Genomic DNA, 595 nt, shown 5'->3' with positions numbered 1-595 from the left:
CACTTCGGTGTTGGGAAGAGCTTCTTCCATTCCAAAGAACATAGCCGCCGTCCTCATGTCCCTTCATCACTAGGTTAGTTCACGAGACGAATTAGCGTCAGCTAATTTGCACGTGAACAAGCTCGGCCAGCGCTGCATAGCGCGCCATAAGGCGCAGCTTTGCTGCGACTGACGGCGCAAGCGTGCACGGGCCGGTAGCTCAGGTGGTTAGAGCGCACGCCTGATAAGCGTGAGGTCGTAGGTTCAACTCCTACTCGGCCCACCATCATCGGCGTTGTGGCCCTGGCCACGCCGCCGGACGCGGCAAAGCCGCGCCCTCTGGCGCGGCCTTCCGCGCCGATCGTGCTTATCGCCTGCGCGAATTAGCTCACGCTAATTCGACGAGCGACTGTGCATGGGGCTTTAGCTCAGCTGGGAGAGCGGTTGCTTTGCAAGCATCAGGTCATCGGTTCGATCCCGATAAGCTCCACCACGCACCCTATACCTAGAGATGAAGATCATCAGATCTCCTGCATCGTAGCAGGAGTAGCGTCTGGCCTAAGGGTCAGTCAGCGTCTTTGACATTGTGAATGGGTTTTTCAAATCGATGCCGCGA

2 tRNA genes are annotated in these 595 nt (G+C 57.5%); both read left to right on the top strand.

The features are described 5' to 3' along the window. The first annotated feature begins 188 nt into the window (after positions 1–188). Positions 189–265, top strand: a tRNA-Ile gene (locus tag ACFSC3_RS16715). 131 nt (positions 266–396) lie between these two features. Next, positions 397–472: transfer RNA gene (locus ACFSC3_RS16710), tRNA-Ala, on the top strand. Positions 473–595: the final 123 nt, after the last annotated feature.

It is taken from the genome of Sphingomonas floccifaciens (assembly GCF_042681125.1).
GTDB lineage: Bacteria > Pseudomonadota > Alphaproteobacteria > Sphingomonadales > Sphingomonadaceae > Sphingomonas > Sphingomonas floccifaciens.
This window is presented reverse-complemented; position numbering and strand designations above follow the sequence as displayed.